This is a genomic window from Streptomyces sp. NPDC001508 (assembly GCF_040298665.1).
Taxonomy (GTDB): Bacteria; Actinomycetota; Actinomycetes; order Streptomycetales; family Streptomycetaceae; genus Streptomyces.
In genome coordinates, this window is sequence record NZ_JBEPAP010000067.1 from 24821 (window position 1) to 40124 (window position 15304).

Below are 15304 nucleotides of genomic sequence, written 5' to 3' on the forward strand. Positions count from 1 at the left end.
CGATCAGCGAGGACCCGCACCTGGTCGACACGGTCGGGCGCCCTGGGCGTACCGGGTGGCGGGGTGGTCAACGGCGGGCCGGGCGAGTCGTGGGCCTCCCCGGGCCGGCCGGTGGGGTCAGTTCTCGCCGACCGACTCGAAGCGCCAGCGGTGTACCGGGCGGGAGGCCAAGTCGGCTGGGGGCTCGGGGAGTTCGGGGAGGTCGGCGTCGTACGGCGCATCCCACCAGGTGATGACCAGCACCCGGTCCTGCGGGGCGCGGAAGGTCTCGCGGCGGAGCGGGCTGCCGGACGGGTGCTGGGTCCGGGCCCAGGCGAGGAGTTCCTCACCCCGGCCCTGCGCCGCCCGCGCCTCCCACATGAGAGCGACTGTCACGGGTAGAGGTTCTCCTTGCTGATCTCGTGCACGTGGTCGTGCGAGTGGGCGTGGGCGTGGCCGGGGGTCTCGCCCGGGACGTGCGGGTCCGTCACCGGCAGGGACGAGTCGGCCGACAGCCCCCAGTCCGACGCGGCCCGGTTGCGCGCCACCATCTCCGCGCCGAGGGCGGCCACCATCGCGCCGTTGTCGGTGCACAGCTTGGGCCGCGGCACCCGCAGCCGGATGCCCGCCGCCTCGCAGCGCTGCTGGGCCAGGACGCGCAGCCGGGAGTTGGCGGCGACCCCGCCGCCGATCATGAGGTGGTCGACGCCCTGGTCCTTGCACGCCCGTACGGCCTTGCGGGTGAGCACGTCCACCACGGCCTCCTGGAAGGACGCCGCGACATCCCGCACCGGAACCTCCTCGCCGGCCGCACGCCGGGCCTCGATCCAGCGGGCCACCGCCGTCTTCAGACCGGAGAAGGAGAAGTCGTACGCGGGATCGCGCGGGCCCGTCAGGCCGCGCGGGAACGCGATCGCCTCCGGGTCGCCCTCGCGCGCGTACCGGTCGATGACCGGGCCGCCGGGGAAGCCGAGGTCCAGCACCCGGGCGATCTTGTCGAAGGCCTCACCGGCCGCGTCGTCGATCGTCGCGCCCATGGGCCGGACGTCCGAGGTGATGTCCGTCGACAGCAGCAGCGACGAGTGCCCGCCGCTGACCAGCAGGGCCATGGTCGGCTCGGGCAGCGCGCCGTGCTCCAGCTGGTCCACGCAGATGTGCGAGGCGAGGTGGTTCACGCCGTACAGGGGCTTGCCGAGCGCGTAGGCGTACGCCTTCGCCGCCGAGACCCCGACCAGCAGCGCGCCCGCAAGGCCCGGACCCGCCGTCACCGCGATGCCGTCCAGGTCCCGCGCGCGCACACCGGCGTCCTTCAGGGCGCGCTCGATCGTCGGGACCATCGCCTCCAGGTGCGCTCTGGACGCCACCTCCGGCACCACCCCGCCGAAGCGGGCGTGCTCGTCCACGCTGGACGCGACGGCGTCCGCGAGCAGGGTGGTGCCGCGGACGATGCCGACGCCGGTCTCGTCACAGGAGGTCTCGATCCCCAGGACCAGAGGTTCGTCAGCCATTGTTCTCGGTTCCTCGTACGGAAGTGGATGCGGACGGGTCGGTCAGGCGCATCACCAGGGCGTCCACGTTCCCCGGCTGGTAGTAGCCGCGTCTGAAGCCGATCGGTTCGAAGCCGAAGCGCTCGTACAGCTTCTGTGCCCGGACGTTGTCCACCCGGCACTCCAGCATCACCTCGGCGCACTCGAAGGCGGTGGCGGCCCGCAGCAGCTCGGCCAGCAGCAGCCGGCCGAGTCCGGTGCCCCAGTGGTCGCGGGCGACGGCGATGGTCTGGATGTCGGCCAGTTCGCCCTGGGCGGCCAGGCCCGCGTAGCCGACGATCCGGTCGCCCTCGACGGCCACCACGTACCGCCGGGTCGCGGCCGGGCCGCGGGCGTGCGCCAGCTCCGACCAGAACATGCCGCGCGACCAGGCGTCCTCGGGGAAGAGGTCCTTCTCCATGCCGAGGACGGCATCGATGTCCCACCAGCGCATCTCGCGCAGCGCGGGCTTCACGGACTCGGTCACTTGGGGGTGACCACCTTGTAGTTCTTGGGCACCTGGGCGTCGGGACGGCGCAGGTAGAGCGGACGGGGCTCGGGCAGCGGCTCACCCGCGGCCAGCCGCTCCGCGGCCAGCGAGGCGAGGGCCGCGGCGGACACCTGCTCGGGCTCGTGGGCCTGCGGGAAGGTGTCGGGGTACAGCAGCGCGCCCGCGCCGACGGCGGGCAGCCCGGCCACCCGGTCGGCGATGTCCGCGGGCCGGTCCACGGCCGGGCCCGTCACCCGGGTGCGCGAATCCGCGTACGTCGCCCAGTAGACCTCCTTGCGCCGGGCGTCGGTCGCCACGACGAAGGGGCCCTTCTCGATGTCGGCCGCGTAGGCGAGGCCGTCCAGGGTGCACACGCCGTGCACCGGGACGCCCAGGGCGAGGCCGAAGGTGTCGGCGGTCATCAGACCCACGCGCAGTCCGGTGTAGGGGCCGGGGCCGATGCCGACGACGATCCCGGTGACGGCGTCCAGCCGGAGCCCCGCCTCGGCGAGGACACGGTCCACGGCCGGCAGCAGCAGCTCGCCGTGCCGGCGCGCGTCGACCTGGCTGGAGGAGGCGATGACGGCGTCGCCGTCGTGCAGCGCGACGGTGACGGCGGGGGTGGCGGTATCGAGAGCGAGCAAGAGCACGCGAACAGCCTACGGCTCCGCGGGCCCCGTGCACGCCCGCCCTTGTCGGGCGGTCACTGACTGCTACGGTCGGCACGAAGTACGACATATGACGCGAAGCAGAGGTGGGCAGACGTGGCAGGGACCAGCTCGTCGATCGTGGCCGGGCTCACCGCGGTGGCCGTGGGAACGGTCGGCTTCCTCGCCTACCAGGCCTCCGCGAACGTCCCGCCCGGGCTCGGCGGCAGGCCTGCCGCGAGCGCGTCGCCCGCGGTGGCGGCCAGCAAGGCGCCCCGGGACAGGAAGAACCCCATCGCGCTGCCCGCCGGCTCCGGCAGGGGTGAACGGGTCGTGTACTCGCTGGACGACAACCGGGTGTGGCTGGTCGGCGCGAACGGCAGGGTGCAGCACACGTTCGCGGTGACGCCGGGCACCGTGGACCCGAAGCCGGGCTCGTACGAGGTGACGTCCCGGTCGAAGGCGATCACCGGTACCGATGGGGCGCTCGTCGAGCACGTGGTGCGGTTCACCAGCGTGGACGGCGTGGTCGTCGGCTTCAGCGCCGCGGTCAGGGACTCGCCGTCGGTGACCGATCCGTCCGTCAAGACGGGTGGCATCCGGGAAACCCGGCGGAACGGTGAGGCGATGTGGAAGTTCGCGACGATCGGGGTCCGCGTGGTGGTCATCCGCTAGGCGCTCCGCGGGGCGAGCGGTCGGCGTCGGCGGTCGTCGGTCGGTGCTCGGTGGTCGTCGGTCGGCGTCGGTGGTCGGGGGTCGGGGGTCGGTGGCCGGTGGTCGGTGGTCGTCTGCGGGAGCGTCGTGGCTGGTCGCGCAGTTCCCCGCGCCCCTGACGCGCACGACCCCGGCCGGGATGACACGGTGACCCCAGCGGATGCGGTCCGAGGCCGGTGATCGTCTGCGGGAGCGTCGTGGGTTCTCGCGCAGTTCCCCGCGCCCCTGACACTGACGGGCGCGGCCCCCCAGCGCTGGTGGGCTCGCCGCCTGGAGCGGGTGGCAGGTTGGGGCCGGTGCGGGAGCGTTGTGGCTGGTCGTGCGGGTTCCCGCGCCCTTAGCGGGGCTGCCCTTGGGGGGACGGGGGGTGGGGTGGGTGGGAGATGATCGCCGCGGCCGCGCATGCGGCGAGCAGGTCGCGCATGGGGACCGGGGCGGGCTCGCGCGGCGGCGCCGCGGGGGGCTGGTGCGGCAGCGTAGGGGGCTGGTGCGGGGGCGCCGGGGGGTTCGAGGCTGACATGGACGCCTCCTGACGAACGGGGGCGGACGCAGCCAGGCGCTACCGGGTACTTAGGTACACCTAACTACGGGCTGGGTACCATGTGACCACACCGGACAGGCCCGGGGCAATATTTTCCCGACATGTTGTCGGAACCGTCCGCTACCGCCCACCGCCAGGTCAGGGGCGGTCCGCTCAGGCGGCGAGCACCCCGAGGTCCACGGTCTGCCAGCGCTCCCCGAGCCCGGCCAGCGTCACATGCCGTACCTCGTCCGTCGTGTCCCCGACGGCCCGGTGGATCACGATCCGCAACCGGTCCTCGGTCAGCTCCTCGACCTTGCCCTCGCCCCATTCCACGACGACCACCGACTCGGGCAGCGAGACATCGAGGTCGAGGTCCTCCATCTCGTCAAGGCCGCCGGACAGCCGGTAGGCGTCGACGTGCACGAGCGGCGCGCCGTCGCCCAGCGACGGGTGCACCCGGGCGATCACGAACGTCGGCGAGGTGACCGCCCCGCGCACACCGAGCCCTTCGCCGAGACCACGGGTGAGCGTCGTCTTGCCCGCGCCCAGCTCCCCGCTGAGCATCACCAGATCGCCGGCGCGCAGCAGCTTGGCCAGCTTGCGGCCCAACTCCCTCATCTGCTCGGGAGAGTTGACGGTGATCTCTACGGCAGGGGAGTCAGCCGGGTCGTGCGGCGCTGCTGGTGCTTCCATAGCCACTTACGGTAGCCCCTGCCGGCACGGCTCCCACGCGGGTGAGCAGGTCGGCGAGCCGGTCGGTCACCACTTCGGGGTGCTCCAGCATCACCAGGTGCCCCGCGTCCGGGACCAGCACCAGTTCCGCCTCCGGGAGCAGGTCGGCGATGGCCTCGCTGTGCTCGCTGGGCGTGATCAGATCCCGCACCCCGGCCAGCACCAGCACGGGTATGTCCTTGAAGTAGTCGAGCGCCTCGGTCTTGTCGTGGTCGGTGAAGGCCGGGTAGAACTCGGCGACCACATCGATCGGGGTGGACTCGATCATCCGCTCGGCGAACCGCTCGACCGCCGGATCGACGTCCCGGGACGCGAACGAGTACCGCTTGATGATCCCGGCGAACAGGTCGGCCGTGGCCCGGCGCCCCTTCTCGACCAGCGCCGCCTGCTGCCCGAGCGCCTTCAGCACACCCGGCAGGACCCGGCGCACCGCGTTGACGCCGGCCAGCGGCAACCCGAAGTTGACCTCGCCGAGCCGCCCGGACGACGTACCGACCAGCGCGGTGGCGACCACCCGGTCACGGATCAGTTCCGGGTACTGGGCGGCCAGCGCCATCACCGTCATGCCGCCCATGGAGTGTCCGACCAGCACCATCGGCCCCTCCGGCACGGCCGCGTCCATGACGGCCTTCAGGTCGCGGCCGAGCTGGTCGATGGTCAGCGGCACGTCGTCCCGCAGCTGTTCCATGCCCCGCCCGGACCGGCCGTGGCTGCGCTGGTCCCAGTACACGGTCCGCACGACGCCCCGCAGCGCCGCCCGCTGGAAGTGCCAGGAGTCCTGGCTGAGGCAGTAGCCGTGGCTGAAGACGACGGTGACCGGGGCGGGCGCCTTGCGGCCGAAGAGGCGGCGCCGCCGGGCCGCCGGGCCGCCCTCGGGTTCGACGTCGTCGACCTCGAAGTACAGCTCGGTGCCGTCGTCGGCGTACGCCTTGCCCGGCGTGCCGCGCAGCCCCCCGTACGGCCCCGTGGCGTCCAGCGCCAGCCGTGCCCTGCGGCGCATCCCGCGGCCCACGGTCATCCGCTCGATCGCGACACCGGCCGCCGCGCCCGCGGCCAGCACGCCTATCGCGGCGCCCGCGAGGCCGGTCGCCCTGCGCCAGCCGCCGGCCTCCTGCGCGGCGGATGCGACGGCCGCCGCGGCGGCGTCCACGACGGCCCTGGCGCTGCTCTCGCTCACGTACCGCTCCTCTTCGCCGTACTGCACAGTTCGCTGGGTGGGTACTGCGGGTCCTGCGTGCCTGCGGCACGGGCGTCACCGGGCCGGGTCCCCCGCGGTGCGGGTGCGACCCGGGTCCCTGTGCGGACTACCCGTCCAGGGCCTCGTTCACGTAGACGCGGGGGACGCGGGTTCCGATGCGCGTGACGATCTCGTACGCGATGGTGCCGGCGGCCTGCGCCCAGTCCTCGGCGGTGGGCTCACCGCGGTCGCCGGGCCCGAACAGGACCGCCTCGGCGCCGGTCTCGGGCCGGTCGCCGCCGAGGTCGACCACGAACTGGTCCATCGCGACCCGCCCGGCGACGGTCCGCCACTTGCCGCCGACCAGCACCGGGCCGCTGCCCGAGGCGTGCCGCGGGACGCCGTCCGCGTAGCCGACGGGCACCAGGCCGAGGGTCGTCTCGCCCGGGGTGACGTAGTGGTGGCCGTAGCTGATGCCGTGCCCGCCCGGAACGTGCTTGACCAGCGCCAGCGACGCCGCCAGCGTCATCACCGGACGCAGTCCGAAGTCGGCGGAGGTGCCGATCTCCGGGCCGGGCGAGATGCCGTAGACCGCGATCCCGGTGCGCACCAGGTCGAAGTGGGCCTCGGGGAGGGTGAGCGTGGCCGGCGAGTTGGCCATGTGCCGCACCTCGGGGCGTACGCCGTGGTCCTCGGCGTACGCCGTCATCTCCCGGAAGCGGGTGAGCTGGGCGGCGATGGACGGATGGCCGGGCTCGTCGGCGCAGGCGAAGTGCGACCACAGCCCGGTGATCCGGATCAGCCCGTCCGCCTCGGCGCGCAGGGCGGCGGCCACCAGGTCGGCCCAGTCGGCGGGCTGGCAGCCGTTGCGCCCGAGCCCGGTGTCCGCCTTGAGCTGCACCCGCGCGGGCAGGCCCGCCTCGCGCGCCGCCGCCGTGACCTCGCGCAGCGCCCACATGGCGCTGACCGACACATCGATGTCGGCCTCGATCGCCTGCCGCCAGGGGCCGCCGGGGGTCCACAGCCAGCACATGACGCGCCCCGGCAGCCCGGCCGCGCGCAGCTCCAGGGCCTCCTCGGGGGTGGCCGTGCCGAGCCAGGTCGCGCCCGCGTCGAGGGCCGCCCGGGCGCACGGCACCGCCCCGTGGCCGTACGCGTCGGACTTGACGACGGCCATCAGGGCGGCGCCCGGTGCGAGGGCGCGCAGCGCGCGCACATTGGACCGCAGCGCGGTCAGGTCGATCTCGGCACGGGCTCGCAGGGGCGCCGTCGGCAGGGGTGCTGTGTCTTTCATGGCGCCCCCAGTGTCTCAGAGGCGACCGGTGGTACCGGGGCACAGGCCCGCGCCTGACCACCGCCGCGCGCCCCACACACCGTCATGCGCCCCCGACGGACCACCGTTCCCGGCCGGCTCCGGTCCCTGGCCGCCCGGGCGAACGACGGCCCCTACGCCGACCGGCGGACAACCTCCGAAAGCCGACCCCGCTCCGCGCACGCGCCGGCCGGCAGGCCGTGGCGGGGGCGGGGTGCGTACCCGCCCGGTGGCAAGGGGCGTGTGGGCCGGCGCGGGTACGGCGCTGATGGGGCGTACGAGGGGAATCGCGCGGGTGCGGCGGGATACGCGCGGACAAGGCCCGCTACCGGTGCCGACCGGCAGACCGCGGCAACCACCCCCGCCACATCGCGCGCCCCCTACAGGCCCCCAACCGCCGCAAACAAACTCACCAGCCCTCACGCCCTCCCCACACCCGGCGTACACCCCCCGCCCACACGCCCCAGCCACCGCCTACCGACCAGGCCCCACACCCGGCATTACACCCCCGCCCACACACGTCCCAGGCACCACCTACAGACCAGGCCCCACACCCGGCATTACACCCCCGCCCACACACGTCCCAGGCACCACCTACAGACCAGGCCCCACATCCGGCATACACACGCCCCAGCCACCCCCTACCGACCAGGCCCGGCGCCGGCCTCCGCCCTGACATCGCGCCACGCCCGCGCAAGCGCCCCCGCCACATCGTGCGCCCCCACGGGCGCCCCGTTCGCCGCGAACCGGCCCGCCAGTCCGTGCAGATACGCGGCCACGCTGCCCGCGTCCCGGGGGGAGAGGCCCGCGGCCAGCAGGGATCCCGCGAGCCCGGACAGCACGTCTCCGCTGCCCGCGGTGGCCAGCCACGCCGTCCCCGTCGCGTTGACGCGTACCGCCCCGCCGTCCGGGTCGGCGACCAGCGTGGTCGAGCCCTTGAGCAGGACGGTGGCGCCGTACCGCGCGGCCAACTCGCGCACCGCCGGCAGCCGCGCCCCCTCGACCTCCTCGCGGTCCACGCCCAGCAGCGCGGCGGCCTCTCCGGCGTGCGGGGTCATCAGGGTCGGCGCCGTGCGGGCCCGTACCGCGTCCCGGTCGGCCAGCCGCAGCCCGTCCGCGTCGATGAGCACCGGCACCTCGGCCCCGACCACCTCCGCGACGGTCCCGGCGTCGTCCCCGGCGCCCGGCCCGGTGACCCATGCCTGCACCCGTCCCGCCTTGTGCGGGCCCTGGTCGGAGACCAGGGTCTCGGGGAAGCGGGCGATGACGGCGTCTGCGGCGGGCCCGACGTACCGCACGGCCCCGGTCCCGCCGCGCAGCGCGCCCGACACGGCGAGCACGGCGGCCCCCGGATACCGCGCCGACCCGGCCGCGATCCCGACGACCCCTCGCCGGTACTTGTCGCTCTCCGCCCCGGGCACCGGCAGCAGCCGGGCCACGTCCGCGTGTTGCAGTGCCTCAAGTTCCGGCTCGGCGGGCAGGTCGAGCCCGATGTCGACGAGCCGTACGGTACCCGCGTGCTCACGGGCGGGGTCGATCAGCAGCCCGGGCTTGTGCGTCCCGAAGGTCACGGTGAGGTCGGCGCGGACGGCGGCCCCCAGCACCTGCCCGGTGCCCGCCTCGACCCCGCTGGGCAGGTCGACGGCGACGACGACGGCGCGGGCCCGCTCGGCGGCGGCGGCCAGGGCCGCGGCCTCGGGCCGCAGCCCGCCCCGTCCGCCGATCCCGACGATGCCGTCGACGACGAGGCCGGCCCGCTCGATCGCCGCCTCACCGGCGCCGGGCGCGGCGATGCTGCCGCCCGCGCGGCGCAGCGCGGCGAGTCCCGCGGGATGGGTGCGGTCGGGCGCGAGCAGCACGGCCGTCACCCCCGCTCCCCGGCGCGCGAGCCGCGCCCCGGCGTACAGGGCGTCACCTCCGTTGTCCCCGCTGCCCACCAGCAGCACGACCCGGCTGCCGTAGACGCGTCCGAGCAACTCGGCGCAGGCGGCCGCCAGTCCGGCGGCGGCCCGCTGCATGAGCGCCCCCTCCGGCAGCCGCGCCATGAGATCACGCTCGGCGGCCCGCACCGTCTCCACGCTGTACGCAGTACGCATGGGTTCGAGTCTGCCCCGGATGTGCCCGCGCCCGCACCCGCGCCCCCGTGGGTCGGCGGATCGTCAGCCCTCCGCGATCACCACCGCGGACGCCACGCCCGCGTCGTGGCTGAGCGAGACGTGCCAGGACGTCACGCCGAGCTGGGCGGCCCGGGCCGCGACCGTGCCCGTCACCCGCAGCCGGGGCTGCCCGCTGTCCTCGACGTACACCTCGGCGTCCGTCCAGTGCAGGCCGGGCGGGGCACCGAGCGCCTTGGCCAGGGCCTCCTTGGCGGCGAAGCGGACGGCGAGGGAGGCCGCGCCCCGGCGCTCGCCGCTCGGCAGCAGCAACTCGCTTTCCAGGAAGAGCCGGCCGACCAGTCCGGGCGTCCGTTGCAGCGACGCCTCGAACCGGTCGATCTCGGCCACATCGATACCGACCCCGATGATGCTCATGCCGAGCACCCTACGGCGAACCGGCCCCCGTGACGGCGCCTCAGGACGCCGCCATGGCGCGGCAGACCGGGACGGTAGACCGGGGGCGACAGAGCGGGACGACGGAGCGGGACGACGGAGCGGGACGACCGAGCGGGACGACGGCTCGCGGCAGCGCACGGGCGAGTCCTCGCCCCAGCGGTACCCGCCGCGTGAGCGCGGCCCACCGAAGCGCCGCGCAGCACCCGGGGCCCGCTACTCCACCGTCACCGACTTCGCCAGGTTGCGCGGCTGGTCCACCTCGTTGCCGCGGGCGGTGGCGAGTTCGCAGGCGAACACCTGGAGCGGAACGGTCGCCACCATCGGCTGGAGCAGGGCCGGGGTCGCCGGGATGCGGATCAGGTGGTCGGCGTACGGGGCCACCGCCTCGTCGCCCTCCTCCGCGATCACGATCGTCCGCGCGCCCCGCGCCCGGATCTCCTGGATGTTGGACACGATCTTGTCGTGCAGCGTCGACCGCGCCTGCGGCGACGGCACGACGACCACCACCGGCAGGTCCTCCTCGATCAGCGCGATCGGCCCGTGCTTCAACTCCCCCGCCGCGAAGCCCTCGGCGTGCATGTACGCCAGTTCCTTCAGCTTCAGCGCGCCCTCCAACGCCACCGGATACCCCACATGCCGCCCCAGGAAGAGCACCGTGTTCTTCGCGGCGAGGGTGCGCGCCAGCGCCCGCACCGGCTCCATCGTCTCCAGGACCCGCTCGACCGATCTGGCGATCCGCGACAGGTCCCGGATGACCGCCCCGATCTCGTCACCCCACTTGGTGCCCCGCACCTGCGCCAGATACAGCGCCACCAGATAGCAGGCCACCAACTGGGTGAGGAACGCCTTGGTCGAGGCGACCGCGACCTCCGGCCCGGCGTGGGTGTACAGCACCGCGTCCGACTCTCGCGGAATCGTCGACCCGTTGGTGTTGCAGATCGCCAGCACCTTGGACCCCTGCTCGCGGGCGTGCCGCAGCGCCATCAGGGTGTCCATGGTCTCGCCGGACTGGGAGACCGCGATGACCAGCGTCCGATGGTCGAGGATCGGGTCCCGGTAGCGGAACTCGCTGGCCAGCTCCACCTCGCACGGGACCCGCGTCCAGTGCTCGATGGCGTACTTGGCGATCAGACCCGCGTGGAAGGCCGTGCCGCACGCGACGATGACGACCTTGTCCACCTCGCGCAGTTCACCCGCGCCGATCCGGACCTCGTCCAGGCTCAGCGAGCCGGCCGCGTCGATACGGCCCAGCAGCGTATCGGCGACCGCCTTGGGCTGTTCGGCGATCTCCTTGAGCATGAAGTAGTCATAACCCCCCTTTTCCGCGGCCGACGCGTCCCAGTCCACGTGGTACGACCTGACCTCCGCCGGACGGCCGTCGAAGCCCGTCACCGTGACGCCGTCCCGGCGCAGTTCCACCACCTGGTCCTGACCCAGCTCGATCGCCGACCGCGTGTGGGCGATGAACGCGGCGACGTCCGAGGCGAGAAAGGCCTCGCCCTCTCCAACGCCCACCACGAGCGGTGAGTTCCGCCGCGCGCCCACCACCATGTCCGGTTCGTCCGCGTGCACCGCCACGAGGGTGAACGCGCCCTCCAGTCGCCGGCACACCAGCCGCATCGCCTCAGCGAGGTCGGCGGTCACGGAGAACTCCTCGGCCAGCAGGTGCGCCACCACCTCGGTGTCGGTCTCGGACACCAGGTCGTGGCCGCGCCCGGTCAACTCGGCGCGCAGCACCGCGAAGTTCTCGATGATCCCGTTGTGCACCACCGCGACCCGCCCCGCGTTGTCCAGGTGCGGATGCGCGTTCGCGTCCGTGGGCGCCCCGTGGGTGGCCCACCGGGTGTGTCCGATGCCCGTGGTCCCCGCCGGCAGCGGCCGTTCGACCAGCTCCTTCTCCAGGTTGACGAGTTTTCCGGCCCGCTTCGCGGCGGCGAGCCCGCCGTCCGCGGGCACGGCGACGCCCGCGGAGTCGTACCCCCGGTACTCCAGCCGTTTCAACCCGGCCATGACGACATCGAGCGCCGACTGGGCCCCCACATATCCCACAATTCCGCACATGGGCCGCAGCCTACGGGCCAAGGCCCGCGCAAAACCGGCACCGCGTGCCCGAAATCGGAAATTCCCACCGTCGTACGACCGACCCGTCACCGGACGCCGATGCCGCGCGTGACCCATCCCACCCGCCGTGCCGTTCAAACTCCGTTAACAATGGACTGTGATCTCTCCGGTCTCCTCGATGCCCCGGAGCGCCCACCGGCACCGGCCGGAGGCGACTCCCTACGTCGACCTCACCCGAGCCGAGTGGAGCGCGCTGCGCGACAAGACGCCGCTGCCGCTCACCGCCGAGGAGGTCGAGAAGCTGCGCGGCCTCGGCGACGTCATCGACCTCGACGAGGTGCGCGACATCTATCTCCCGCTGTCCCGGCTGCTCAACCTGTACGTCGGCGCCACGGACGGGCTCAGAAGCGCCCTGAACACCTTCCTCGGCGAACAGGGCTCCCAGTCCGGCACGCCGTTCGTCATAGGCGTCGCCGGATCCGTCGCCGTGGGCAAGTCCACCGTCGCCCGCCTCCTCCAGGCGCTGCTGTCCCGCTGGCCGGAACATCCGCGGGTCGAACTGGTCACCACGGACGGTTTCCTGTTCCCCACCAAGGAGTTGGAGGCGCGCGGCCTGATGTCCCGCAAGGGCTTCCCGGAGTCGTACGACCGCCGCGCCCTCATCCGGTTCGTCGCCGACATCAAGGCCGGCAAGGACGAGGTCACCGCCCCCGTCTACTCCCACCTGATCTACGACATCGTGCCCGGCGAACGGCTCACCGTCCGCCGCCCGGACATCCTCATCGTCGAGGGACTGAACGTCCTCCAGCAGGCCCTGCCCGGCACGGACGGCCGCACCCGGGCCGGCCTCGCCGACTACTTCGACTTCAGCGTGTACGTCGACGCCGGCGCCGAGGACATCGAGCGCTGGTACCTCAGCCGCTTCCGCAAGCTGCGCGCCACCGCCTTCCTGGACCCGTCCTCGTACTTCCGCACGTACACGCAGGTGTCCGAGGAGGAGGCCCTGGACTACGCCCGCACGCTCTGGCGGACCATCAACAAGCCCAATCTGGTGGAGAACATCGCCCCCACCCGCGGTCGCGCCACCCTCATCCTGCGCAAGGGCCCGGACCACAAGGTACAGCGGCTGCGGCTGCGCAAACTGTGACCGCTACCCTGCCGCCATGCTTCACCTTCGGCTGATCGTCCCGTCCGGCGCGACCGACGACGTGGTGCGCCTCATCGAGCGAACCGTCGGCGCCACGCACGTCGTGGTGCTGCCCGGCGCCGCCCGCAACCCCGTCGGAGACGTCGTCATGTGCGACGTGGCCCGGGAGGCGGGCGACGAACTGCTCGCCGGGCTGCGGGCGTCGGGCCTTGAGGAGACCGGCTCGATCGCCGTCGAGAACATCGACCTGACCCTGTCCAAGCGGGCCGACAAGGCCGAGGAGGAGGCACCCGGCGAGGGTGCGGACGCGGTGCTGTGGGAACACCTCGCCGAGGCGACCCACGAGGAGTCGACGCTCACCGTCACCTATGTCGCGTTCCTGGCCGTGGCCACGATGCTCGCCGCGTGCGGTGTGATGCTGGACAACGCGGTCCTGATCGTCGGCGCGATGGCCGTCGGCCCGGAGTTCGGGCCGCTCGCGGGGATCTCGACGGCGCTCGTCCAGCGGGCGCCGCACCTGGTGTGGCGGTCGCTGTGGGCGCTGCTCGCCGGGTTCGCCGCCGCGATGGTCCTCACGGCCGGTTTCAGCGGGCTGATGGACGTGTTCGGGCTGTTCGAGAGGTCGATGGTGGAGGCGGCCCGGCCGAACACCTCGTTCATCTGGAAGCCGGACGCGATGTCGTTCGTGGTGGCGTTCCTGGCCGGCATCGCCGGCACCCTGTCCCTGACGTCCGCCAAGTCGGGTGCGCTGATCGGTGTGGCGATCTCCGTGACCACGGTCCCGGCGGCCGCGAACGCCGCGGTGGCCTTCAGCTACACGGACTACTCGCAGACCTGGGGTTCCGTCTGGCAACTGCTGGCCAACCTGGGCGGAATCGTCCTCGCGGGCACCCTCACCCTGCTCGCCCAGAAACTCCTGTGGTCAGGACAACGGCGCCGCCGCACATCCCCCTGACCGACACCCCACCCCGGCGGCCCGCCCGGCCGAGCGGGCCGGCCCTCCGTCCGGACGGACCCACCCGGCCGGACGGTCACCGGCCGGGTGGACGGTGTTCGGGGGTCAGCCCAGTGCCGACTTCACCGCGTCGGCGAGTCGGCCGGCGATCGAGCGGGCCTGGTCGATGTCCGCCGCCTCCACCATGACCCGTACCAGCGGCTCGGTGCCCGAGGGGCGCAGCAGTACCCGTCCGGCGGAGCCCAGCTCCCGCTCGGCCTCGGCGACCGCGGCGGCGAGGTCGGCGGAGGTCTTCACCCGGGACCTGTCCACATCCGGCACGTTGATGAGGACCTGGGGCAGCCGCTCCATGACCGACGCGAGGTCCCGCAGCGTACGGCCGGTCTCGGCGACCCGTGCGGCCAGCAGCAGCCCGGTCAGCGTGCCGTCGCCGGTGGTGGCGTGGTCGAGGACGATGACGTGCCCGGACTGCTCGCCGCCGAGGGCGTAGTCGTGCTCCTTCATCTCCTCCAGGACGTAGCGGTCGCCGACGGCGGTCTGCACGAGCCGGATGCCCTCGCGCTCCATGGCCAGCTTGAAGCCCAGATTCGACATCACGGTCGCGACGACGGTGTCGGAGCGCAGTGCAGAACGCTCCCGCATCGCCAGCGCGAGCACGGACAGGATCTGGTCGCCGTCGATCTCCTCGCCGGTGTGGTCCACGGCCAGGCAGCGGTCGGCGTCGCCGTCGTGCGCGATACCGAGGTCGGCGCCGTGCTCGACGACGGCGGCCTTCAGCTGGTCCAGGTGGGTGGAGCCGCAGCCGTCGTTGATGTTGAGCCCGTCCGGCTGGGCGCCGATGGTGACGACCTGCGCCCCGGCCCGGGAGAACGCCTCGGGCGAGACAGCGGCGGCGGCGCCGTGCGCCTCGTCGAGGACGATCTTCAGTCCGTCGAGCCGGTTCGGCAGCACGCCGAGGAGGTGGGCGACGTACTGGTCGAACCCTTCGTCGTAGGTCCGCACCCGGCCCACGCCCGCGCCGGTGGGGCGGTCCCAGGGGGCGCCCGTGCGGTGCTCCTCGTAGACGCCCTCGATCCGGTCCTCCAGCTCGTCGGCGAGCTTGTGGCCGCCGCGGGCGAAGAACTTGATGCCGTTGTCGGGCATCGCGTTGTGGCTCGCGGAGAGCATGACACCGAGGTCGGCCCCGAGGGCGCCGGTCAGATACGCCACCGCGGGCGTCGGCAGCACGCCGACCCGCAGCACATCCACGCCCGCGCTGGCCAGGCCCGCGACCACCGCGGCCTCCAGGAACTCCCCGGACGCGCGCGGGTCCCGCCCGACCACCGCCGTCGGCTTGTGGCCCGCGAAGCTGCCCGCCTCGGCCAGCACATGCGCCGCCGCGACGGAGAGGCCGAGCGCCATCTCGGCCGTCAGATCCGCGTTGGCGACGCCGCGCACGCCGTCCGTGCCGAAGAGTCGTCCCACTTGTCCTCCTGAGGAAGCGTCAGTT

The 15304-nt window shown here is 73.4% G+C and carries 14 protein-coding genes; 3 read left to right on the plus strand and 11 right to left on the minus strand.

What is annotated here, in order from left to right; all coding sequences use genetic code 11:
- Positions 1 to 117 precede the first annotated feature (117 nt).
- From ABT245_RS37915 to tsaB, 4 genes are read right to left on the minus strand one after another with little or no spacing between them, the layout of a single operon-like run.
- Positions 118 to 375, minus strand: coding sequence for a hypothetical protein (locus tag ABT245_RS37915; protein ID WP_351743205.1), 258 nt, complete (start codon positions 373 to 375; stop codon positions 118 to 120).
- The gene (gene tsaD, locus ABT245_RS37920; protein WP_351743208.1) at positions 372 to 1487 is read right to left on the minus strand and encodes a tRNA (adenosine(37)-N6)-threonylcarbamoyltransferase complex transferase subunit TsaD; all 1116 of its coding nucleotides are present in this window, start codon (positions 1485 to 1487) and stop codon (positions 372 to 374) included. The genes ABT245_RS37915 and tsaD overlap by 4 nt, the downstream gene beginning before the upstream one ends.
- Positions 1480 to 1992 (minus strand): ribosomal protein S18-alanine N-acetyltransferase, encoded by a 513-nt coding sequence (gene rimI / locus ABT245_RS37925; protein WP_351743211.1) that lies wholly within the window; start codon positions 1990 to 1992, stop codon positions 1480 to 1482. Before rimI ends, tsaD begins: the two co-directional genes overlap by 8 nt.
- Positions 1989 to 2645 carry a tRNA (adenosine(37)-N6)-threonylcarbamoyltransferase complex dimerization subunit type 1 TsaB gene (gene tsaB, locus ABT245_RS37930; RefSeq protein ID WP_351743214.1) on the minus strand — a complete coding sequence of 219 codons (657 nt, stop codon included), beginning with the start codon at positions 2643 to 2645 and terminating at the stop codon, positions 1989 to 1991. Before tsaB ends, rimI begins: the two co-directional genes overlap by 4 nt.
- A gap of 114 nt (positions 2646 to 2759) precedes the next feature.
- On the opposite strand from tsaB, the gene ABT245_RS37935 reads away from it, so the two are divergent.
- Positions 2760 to 3317 carry a hypothetical protein gene (locus ABT245_RS37935; RefSeq protein ID WP_351743216.1) on the plus strand — a complete coding sequence of 186 codons (558 nt, stop codon included), beginning with the start codon at positions 2760 to 2762 and terminating at the stop codon, positions 3315 to 3317.
- A gap of 733 nt (positions 3318 to 4050) precedes the next feature.
- Here the strand turns inward: ABT245_RS37935 and tsaE are convergent.
- From tsaE to glmS, 6 genes are all read right to left on the minus strand, one after another.
- Positions 4051 to 4572 carry a tRNA (adenosine(37)-N6)-threonylcarbamoyltransferase complex ATPase subunit type 1 TsaE gene (gene tsaE / locus ABT245_RS37940; RefSeq protein ID WP_351743218.1) on the minus strand — a complete coding sequence of 174 codons (522 nt, stop codon included), beginning with the start codon at positions 4570 to 4572 and terminating at the stop codon, positions 4051 to 4053.
- Complete coding sequence (locus ABT245_RS37945; RefSeq protein WP_351743220.1) at positions 4538 to 5788, minus strand: alpha/beta fold hydrolase; 1251 nt, start codon at positions 5786 to 5788, stop codon at positions 4538 to 4540. The genes tsaE and ABT245_RS37945 overlap by 35 nt, the downstream gene beginning before the upstream one ends.
- Positions 5789 to 5915: 127 nt before the next feature.
- Positions 5916 to 7082, minus strand: a complete 1167-nt coding sequence (alr, locus tag ABT245_RS37950) for an alanine racemase (protein ID WP_351743223.1) — start codon at positions 7080 to 7082, stop codon at positions 5916 to 5918.
- Positions 7083 to 7741: 659 nt separating this feature from the next.
- Entirely contained in the window at positions 7742 to 9196 is a 1455-nt protein-coding gene (locus ABT245_RS37955) for an NAD(P)H-hydrate dehydratase (RefSeq protein ID WP_351743225.1), read from the minus strand.
- Positions 9197 to 9259: 63 nt separating this feature from the next.
- Positions 9260 to 9631 (minus strand): holo-ACP synthase, encoded by a 372-nt coding sequence (locus ABT245_RS37960; protein WP_351743228.1) that lies wholly within the window; start codon positions 9629 to 9631, stop codon positions 9260 to 9262.
- A gap of 234 nt (positions 9632 to 9865) precedes the next feature.
- Entirely contained in the window at positions 9866 to 11713 is a 1848-nt protein-coding gene (glmS, locus tag ABT245_RS37965; protein ID WP_351743231.1) for a glutamine--fructose-6-phosphate transaminase (isomerizing), read from the minus strand.
- Positions 11714 to 11891: 178 nt separating this feature from the next.
- Between glmS and coaA the strand changes: the two genes are divergently transcribed.
- Both coaA and ABT245_RS37975 read left to right on the plus strand, forming a co-directional pair.
- Entirely contained in the window at positions 11892 to 12860 is a 969-nt protein-coding gene (gene coaA, locus ABT245_RS37970; RefSeq protein WP_351743234.1) for a type I pantothenate kinase, read from the plus strand.
- 16 nt (positions 12861 to 12876) lie between these two features.
- Complete coding sequence (locus ABT245_RS37975; RefSeq protein ID WP_351743237.1) at positions 12877 to 13815, plus strand: DUF389 domain-containing protein; 939 nt, start codon at positions 12877 to 12879, stop codon at positions 13813 to 13815.
- 105 nt (positions 13816 to 13920) lie between these two features.
- Here the strand turns inward: ABT245_RS37975 and glmM are convergent, their stop codons facing one another.
- On the minus strand, positions 13921 to 15279 hold the full coding sequence (gene glmM / locus ABT245_RS37980; RefSeq protein ID WP_351743240.1) for a phosphoglucosamine mutase: 1359 nt from the start codon (positions 15277 to 15279) through the stop codon (positions 13921 to 13923).
- Positions 15280 to 15304 lie beyond the last annotated feature (25 nt).

Coding starts and splice junctions, on each gene's coding strand:
- alr (WP_351743223.1), bottom strand. CDS start 7,082: ATGAAAGACACAGCACCCCTGCCGACGGCGCCCCTGCGAGCCCGTGCC.
- tsaE (WP_351743218.1), bottom strand. CDS start 4,572: ATGGAAGCACCAGCAGCGCCGCACGACCCGGCTGACTCCCCTGCCGTA.
- glmS (WP_351743231.1), bottom strand. CDS start 11,713: ATGTGCGGAATTGTGGGATATGTGGGGGCCCAGTCGGCGCTCGATGTC.
- ABT245_RS37975 (WP_351743237.1), top strand. CDS start 12,877: ATGCTTCACCTTCGGCTGATCGTCCCGTCCGGCGCGACCGACGACGTG.
- ABT245_RS37955 (WP_351743225.1), bottom strand. CDS start 9,196: ATGCGTACTGCGTACAGCGTGGAGACGGTGCGGGCCGCCGAGCGTGAT.
- tsaD (WP_351743208.1), bottom strand. CDS start 1,487: ATGGCTGACGAACCTCTGGTCCTGGGGATCGAGACCTCCTGTGACGAG.
- coaA (WP_351743234.1), top strand. CDS start 11,892: ATGCCCCGGAGCGCCCACCGGCACCGGCCGGAGGCGACTCCCTACGTC.
- ABT245_RS37960 (WP_351743228.1), bottom strand. CDS start 9,631: ATGAGCATCATCGGGGTCGGTATCGATGTGGCCGAGATCGACCGGTTC.